The sequence below is a fragment of the Arthrobacter sp. HMWF013 genome (assembly GCF_003061105.1).
Classification (GTDB): domain Bacteria; phylum Actinomycetota; class Actinomycetes; order Actinomycetales; family Micrococcaceae; genus Arthrobacter.
In genome coordinates, this window is sequence record NZ_QAIQ01000620.1 from 1 (window position 1) to 6,198 (window position 6,198).

Sequence of the window (6,198 nt, forward strand, 5' to 3'; positions counted from 1 at the left end):
AGTCGGCCACGCCATGGTCCACGGCGGCCCCTTCCCCGCCACCTCCGACACCCGTACCACCTCGGTCGGCACCCTCGCGATCAACCGCTTCCTCCGCCCGGTCGCCTACCAGAACATCCCCCAGGAACTCCTCCCAGCATCACTGCAGGATGAAAACCCCTGGCACCTGAACCGCCGCATCGACGGCACCGTCGTCGCTGCAGATGCAGAGGTCAACGCATGAGCAACCAGCCAACCATCGCCCGCGTGGAGGTCGTCCCGGTCGCCGGCCACGACAGCATGCTGATGAACCTCAGCGGTGCCCACGGGCCGTTTTTCACCCGGAACATCGCCATAGTGACCGACTCGGACGGCAGGACCGGCCTCGGCGAAGTTCCCGGCGGCGAGAAAATCAAGAACACCATCGAGGAAGCCGGGACCCTCATCACCGGGCAGCCGGTGGCCCGCTACCGTTCCCTGCTGCGGGAGATCGCGGCCGAGTTCGCGGACCGCGACGCCGGCGGCCGCGGACTTCAGACATTCGACCTGCGCACCACCGTGCATGCCGTCACCGCCGTCGAGTCCGCCCTGCTGGACCTGCACGGCCAGTTCCTCGGCGTCCCCGTCGCTGAACTGCTCGGCGACGGCCAGCAGCGCAGCTCCGTCCCGATGCTCGGCTACCTCTTCTTCATTGGGGACCACGCCAAGACTGACCTTCCCTACCTCGTGGAAGACGCGCCGGCGGACCGCTGGGAGAAGCTGCGCCGCCAGGAAGCCATGACGCCGGAGGCGGTCGTGGCCCTGGCCGAAGCTGCCCAGGAACGCTATGGCTTCAGCGACTTCAAGCTCAAGGGGGGCGTGCTGTCCGGCGACGACGAAGTTGACGTTGTGACCGCACTCGCCAAGCGCTTCCCCGAAGCGCGCGTGACGCTCGACCCGAACGGCGGCTGGCTCCTGGAGGAAGCCATCCGCCTCGGCAAGAGGATGCAGGGCGTCGTTGCTTATGCCGAGGACCCGTGCGGCGCCGAGGGCCGCTTCTCCGGCCGCGAGGTGATGGCTGAATTCCGCCGCGCCACGGGGTTGAAGACGGCCACCAACATGATCGCCACGGACTGGCGGGAGATGTCGCACGCCATCCGCAGCAACGCCGTGGACATCCCGCTGGCTGATCCTCACTTCTGGACCATGCACGGCTCAGTCCGCGTCGCGCAGCTCTGCAACGAGTTCGGCCTGACCTGGGGATCGCACTCGAACAACCACTTCGACATCTCGCTGGCCATGTTCACGCACACCGGCGCCGCGGCTCCGGGCGAGATCACGGCACTGGACACGCACTGGATCTGGCAGGACGGGCAGGGGCTCACCAAGAACCCGCTGCAGATCCGCGACGGCGCCATCCCGGTGCCCGATGCCCCCGGACTCGGCATCGAACTGGACCGCGACGCCCTGGACAAGGCGCATGAGCTGTACCTGCAGCACGGCCTCGACGCCCGCGATGACAGCATCGGCATGCAGTACTACATCGACGGCTGGACCTTCGACCCGAAGCGTCCCTGCCTGGTCCGGTGAGGACATCAAATAGAGTCCGGTAGAAGGGACTTCAACCACCCGGCTTCCGCACGGCCGGCCCTCCCCCGCAACAGGAGACGGCCGTGCGGAATCCCGACAATTAAAGAGAAGGGCGCACTGTGGGCGGCGTTGTCTCCGGCATACTGATCGTCTCCGCAGTCATCGCCGTGGGATTTTTCGCCGCCCGGCTGAAGATCCTGGGGCCTGAAGTCCAGGGCGCCCTGACCCGCACGGCGTTTTACATCACCAACCCGGCGCTCCTCTTTACTGTTGTGGCCGGCAGCGATATCCGCGCCGCCCTGGGAACCGATGCCCCGCTCGCGCTGCTCTCCGCAGCGATAGTGGGGCTTCTGTATTGCCTGCTCAGTTTCCTGTTCTTCCGCCGGCCCGCGGCTGAGACCGCCGTCGGCGCCATGGCCAGCAGCTATGCGAACGCCAACAACATCGGCATTCCGGTGTCCCTCTATGCCGTGGGCACCGCCCAGCATGTCGCCCCCGTGCTTCTGGTCCAACTGCTGGTCATGGCGCCGTTCTACCTCACGGTGCTGGGCCTGGCGTCCGGCTCCAAAATCTCGTGGCGGAAGGTGCTGCTCCAGCCGTTCGGCAATCCGATGATCATCGCCTCGGGGCTGGGAGTCGCCGTCGCCCTGACCGGCTGGGAGGCCCCTGACCTCCTGCAGAAGCCGATCGACATGCTGGCCGGCGGGGCCGTACCCATGGTGCTGCTGGCGTTCGGCCTGTCCCTGGCCGGCAGGGCGCCGTTGCAGAAGGGGGATGGCCGGACGGAAACGCTCGTTGCCACATTCCTGAAGATCGCCGGGATGCCCCTTATTGTCTGGGTCCTGGGACGTTTTGTCTTCGGGCTGGAGGGGCAGCATCTCCTCGCCAGCGTGATCATGGCCGCGCTGCCCACCGCCCAGAACGTGTTCCTCTTCGCCTCCCCCTATGGCCGCGGCACCACCGTGGCCCGCGATGTCATCCTCTGCACCACCGTGCTCAGCGTGGGCGCGCTGCTGGTTGTTGCCTGGCTGGTCTGAGCCGACTGTCCCCGCGAGGTTTTATCGCTGCAACCCAGGAAGGCTTTTACTTGTAATACAAGTTAGATACTTGTACTCTAAGTAGGAGGGCAATGCAGCCCGGACAGCCTGCTTTCGAGGAGCACCCATGAGCACCGTAGACCTCATCCGCCACGTGAAACTTTCCACCGCGAGACTCCCCCTCGCCGTCCCCATCAGTGACGCCAAGGTCTTCACCGGGCGCCAGAAGCCCATGACCGAGGTGGTCTTCCTCTTCGCCGAGATCACCACCGAGCAGGGCCACAGCGGCATCGGCTTCAGCTACTCCAAGCGCGCCGGCGGCCCCGCACAGTACGCCCACGCCAAGGAGGTCGCCGAAGGCATCATCGGCGAGGACCCCAACGACATCGGCAAGCTCTACACCAAGCTCCTGTGGGCAGGCGCCTCCGTAGGCCGCTCCGGCGTCGCCACCCAGGCCCTCGCCGCCATCGACATCGCCCTGTACGACCTCAAGGCCAAGCGCGCCGGCCTCCCGCTGGCCAAGTTCCTGGGCTCGTACCGTGACTCCGTCCAGACGTACAACACCTCAGGTGGCTTCCTCAACGCCTCCCTGGACGAGGTCAAGGCCCGCGCCACCGTCCTCCTGGACGAAGGGATCGGCGGCATCAAGATCAAGGTGGGCCTGCCGGACAGCGCCGAGGACCTGCGCCGCGTCGCCGGAATCCGCGAACACATCGGCTGGGACGTCCCCCTGATGGTCGACGCCAACCAGCAGTGGGACCGCGCCACCGCCCTGCGCATGGGCCGCCAGCTCGAGGAATTCAACCTCATCTGGATCGAAGAGCCGCTGGACGCATACGACTTCGAAGGCCATGCCCATCTGGCCAACGTCCTGGACACCCCCATCGCCACCGGCGAAATGCTCGCCTCTGTTGCCGAACACAAGGGCCTCATCAACGCCAACGGCTGCGACATCATCCAGCCGGATGCTCCGCGTGTCGGCGGCATCACCCAGTTCCTGCGCCTCGCCGCCCTCGCGGATGAGCGTGGACTGGGGCTGGCACCGCATTTCGCCATGGAGATCCACCTGCACCTGGCCGCCGCCTACCCGCGCGAGCCTTGGGTGGAGCACTTCGACTGGCTGGATCCCCTCTTCAACGAACGCCTCGAAACAAAGAACGGCCGCATGATCGTTCCGGACCGCCCGGGCCTCGGCGTGACCCTCAGTGACCAGGCCCGCGCCTGGACCACCGATTCCGTGGAGTTCGGCGCGTAATCTTGAACGCATGAGCCGGAACCTGACCGCGGACCTCGCCGCTGACCTGCGCACCCGCATTGTGGACGGCGTCATCCAGCCCGGCGACAAGCTGCCCAGCGAAAACGCGCTGATGGGCGAATTCAGCGTGAGCCGCACCGTGGTGCGCTCGGCGCTGACGCGCCTCCAGGCTGAAGGACTGGTGGAAACCGAACGCGGGCGGGGCAGCTTCGCGCTGACCCCGCCCGACGACGGTCCCCAGCCCATCCCGGGCAGCCGGCCGGTGGCGAGCGTCGAGGACCGCCTCCACCTGCTGGAATTCCGGATGGGCGTGGAGGCGGAGGCCGCCGCGCTGGCTGCGCGCAACCACTCCGATCGTCAGCTCCGGGCAGTCAATGCAGCCCTTGAACAGTTCACCGCGAGCTCGGATCACCCGGGCCACGCCATGAAGTTCGACTTCGAGTTCCACCGTGCCATCGCCGCGGCGTCAGGGAATCCGTTCTACTCGGACTGCCTTGCTGCCCTGGGGCAGACCATGATCGCGATGCCGCGCACCCGGCTGATGACCGGCGTCGAACATTACGCCCGCGACCACTTCGACCAGGTGGTGCATGAGCACCGGTCCATCGCTGCCGCCATCGCCGATGGCGATGAAACAGCCGCGGCCGCCGCCATGCGGAGTCACCTGGCGAACTCACGACGCCGGTTCAAGGCGTCGGTGCGTCCGCCGGCGGAGTAGCCACCCGGCGTTGACCCTCGGTGATGCTGCGACGGCATCACGTCATGCCACATCCGTGTTGGACGGGCATCGAAATTCCTGAATACAGTGGTTGCACTCGCTGTGGTGCGGACCACAGCACTCCACACGGGGACCGCTGGTCCCCACCGCAATGCCTAAGGAATTCCCCCATGCAGTCTGTAGACACCGCTGTCACGGATGTGGCCCTGGCCACGAAGAAATTCTTCAAGCGGGTGCTGCCCATCATGCTGGTGATGCTGGTGTGCAACCAGCTCAACCGCTCCAACATCGGCTATGCCCACGAACACCTCGAGGCCGATGTGGGCATCGGTGCTGCGGCCTACGGCTTCGGCGCAGGCCTCTTCTTCATCGCCTACGCCATCTTCGAACTTCCCAGCAACGTCATGATGGAGAAGTACGGCGCCAAGGTGTGGCTGGCCCGCATCATGGTCAGCTGGGGCATCGTGTCTTTCCTGATGGCTTTTGTGCAGAACGAAATGATGTTCTACGTGCTCCGGTTCCTCCTGGGCGCTGCCGAGGCCGGCTTCTTCCCGGCCGTGATCTTCTACTTCGCCCGCTGGGTACCCGCCGGCCAGCGGGGCAAGGCGACGGCCATCTTCATCGCCGGCTCCTCCATCGCCGCGGCATTGTCCGGTCCCATCGCAGGCCTTCTCCTCAGCCTCCACGATGTACTGGGGATCCGGGGCTGGCAGTGGCTGTTCGGTTTCGAAGGGCTGCTCTCCGTGGTGGTGGGCATCGTGGTGTTCTTCCTCCTTGATGCCAGGATCCAGGACGCCACGTGGCTCTCGGCCGGCGAAAAGACCGCCCTGGCCAAAGCCATCGCCGACGAGGACGCGCAGCACGTCACCGCTGATGGCGGGAAGGTCAACCGCTGGAAGATGCTGCTCAACCCGCAGATCCTGCTGCTCTGCGGCATCTACTTCTCCGTGCAGCTCTCCATCTACGCCAACACGTTCTGGCTGCCCACCATCGTCAAACAGATTCCGGGGACCACTGACCTGAGCGTCGGCTTCCTGTCCGCCATCCCCTGGGTGTGCGCCGTCTTCGCCATGTATTTCGCCGCCAAATGGCAGGACAAAGCGAAGTCCAAGCGGCCGCTGCTGGTGGCCGCGCTCCTGGTCGCCGCCGTCGGAACCCTGGCCGCGGCCATGGCCACCCCTGTCCTTGCCCTCGTCTTCCTGGCCATCGCCGCCATGGGTTTCAAGAGTGCATCCCCGCTGTTCTGGACCATCCCGCAGTCCGCACTGCACCCCCTGGTGCTCGCCCCGGCCATCGCCATCATCAACTCGCTGGGCAACCTGGGCGGCTTTGTGGCCCCGTTCGGCTTCGGCCTGATCAAGGAGGCCACGGGCAGCGTCATTCCGGGCCTGTTCGCGCTTGCCGCAGCCTCCACCGTGGCGGCCGGCCTGGTCTACTTCCTCAAGGAAGGCCGCAACACATCGGCGCCGGCTCCTTCGCCTGGGCAGTCCCGTGAGGAGGCGGAGCCCACCAAGGCGTCGGCCCCGGCCGTATCGGAATCTTTGGAGCCTGCGCCCGCCCGCTAACAGCTTCCACGTGGCTCTTCCCCGTCCCGTGGTCCGTTCCCCGCTGCGATCCACGGGGAAAAGGCCATGCGGCGG

Annotated in this window: 5 protein-coding genes and 1 pseudogene; all 6 read left to right on the forward strand. The window is 66.2% G+C overall.

Features of this window, described 5'->3' with window-relative positions:
* Window positions 1-223: pseudogene (locus DBR22_RS20670) on the forward strand (aldehyde dehydrogenase (NADP(+))); the annotation flags it as partial.
* Window positions 220-1,548, forward strand: coding sequence for an enolase C-terminal domain-like protein (locus DBR22_RS20675; protein WP_108600533.1), 1,329 nt, complete (start codon window positions 220-222; stop codon window positions 1,546-1,548). The pseudogene DBR22_RS20670 and the gene DBR22_RS20675, both read left to right, overlap by 4 nt.
* 119 nt (window positions 1,549-1,667) lie before the next feature.
* Window positions 1,668-2,585, forward strand: a complete 918-nt coding sequence (locus DBR22_RS20680) for an AEC family transporter (RefSeq protein WP_108600534.1) — start codon at window positions 1,668-1,670, stop codon at window positions 2,583-2,585.
* 127 nt (window positions 2,586-2,712) lie between these two features.
* Window positions 2,713-3,840: an L-talarate/galactarate dehydratase gene (locus DBR22_RS20685; protein ID WP_108600535.1), complete on the forward strand. Its 1,128-nt coding sequence runs from the start codon at window positions 2,713-2,715 to the stop codon at window positions 3,838-3,840.
* Window positions 3,841-3,850: 10 nt separating this feature from the next.
* On the forward strand, window positions 3,851-4,558 hold the full coding sequence (locus DBR22_RS20690; RefSeq protein ID WP_108600536.1) for a FadR/GntR family transcriptional regulator: 708 nt from the start codon (window positions 3,851-3,853) through the stop codon (window positions 4,556-4,558).
* A 170-nt stretch (window positions 4,559-4,728) separates the two neighbouring features.
* A complete protein-coding gene (locus DBR22_RS20695) occupies window positions 4,729-6,123 on the forward strand; it encodes an MFS transporter (RefSeq protein ID WP_108600537.1) in 1,395 nt (464 codons plus the stop codon).
* Window positions 6,124-6,198: the final 75 nt, after the last annotated feature.

Bases quoted from the DNA above. Each gene is read 5' to 3' on its own strand.
- DBR22_RS20675 (WP_108600533.1), top strand. From the start codon at position 220: ATGAGCAACCAGCCAACCATCGCCCGCGTGGAGGTCGTCCCGGTCGCC.
- DBR22_RS20685 (WP_108600535.1), top strand. From the start codon at position 2,713: ATGAGCACCGTAGACCTCATCCGCCACGTGAAACTTTCCACCGCGAGA.
- DBR22_RS20690 (WP_108600536.1), top strand. From the start codon at position 3,851: ATGAGCCGGAACCTGACCGCGGACCTCGCCGCTGACCTGCGCACCCGC.
- DBR22_RS20695 (WP_108600537.1), top strand. From the start codon at position 4,729: ATGCAGTCTGTAGACACCGCTGTCACGGATGTGGCCCTGGCCACGAAG.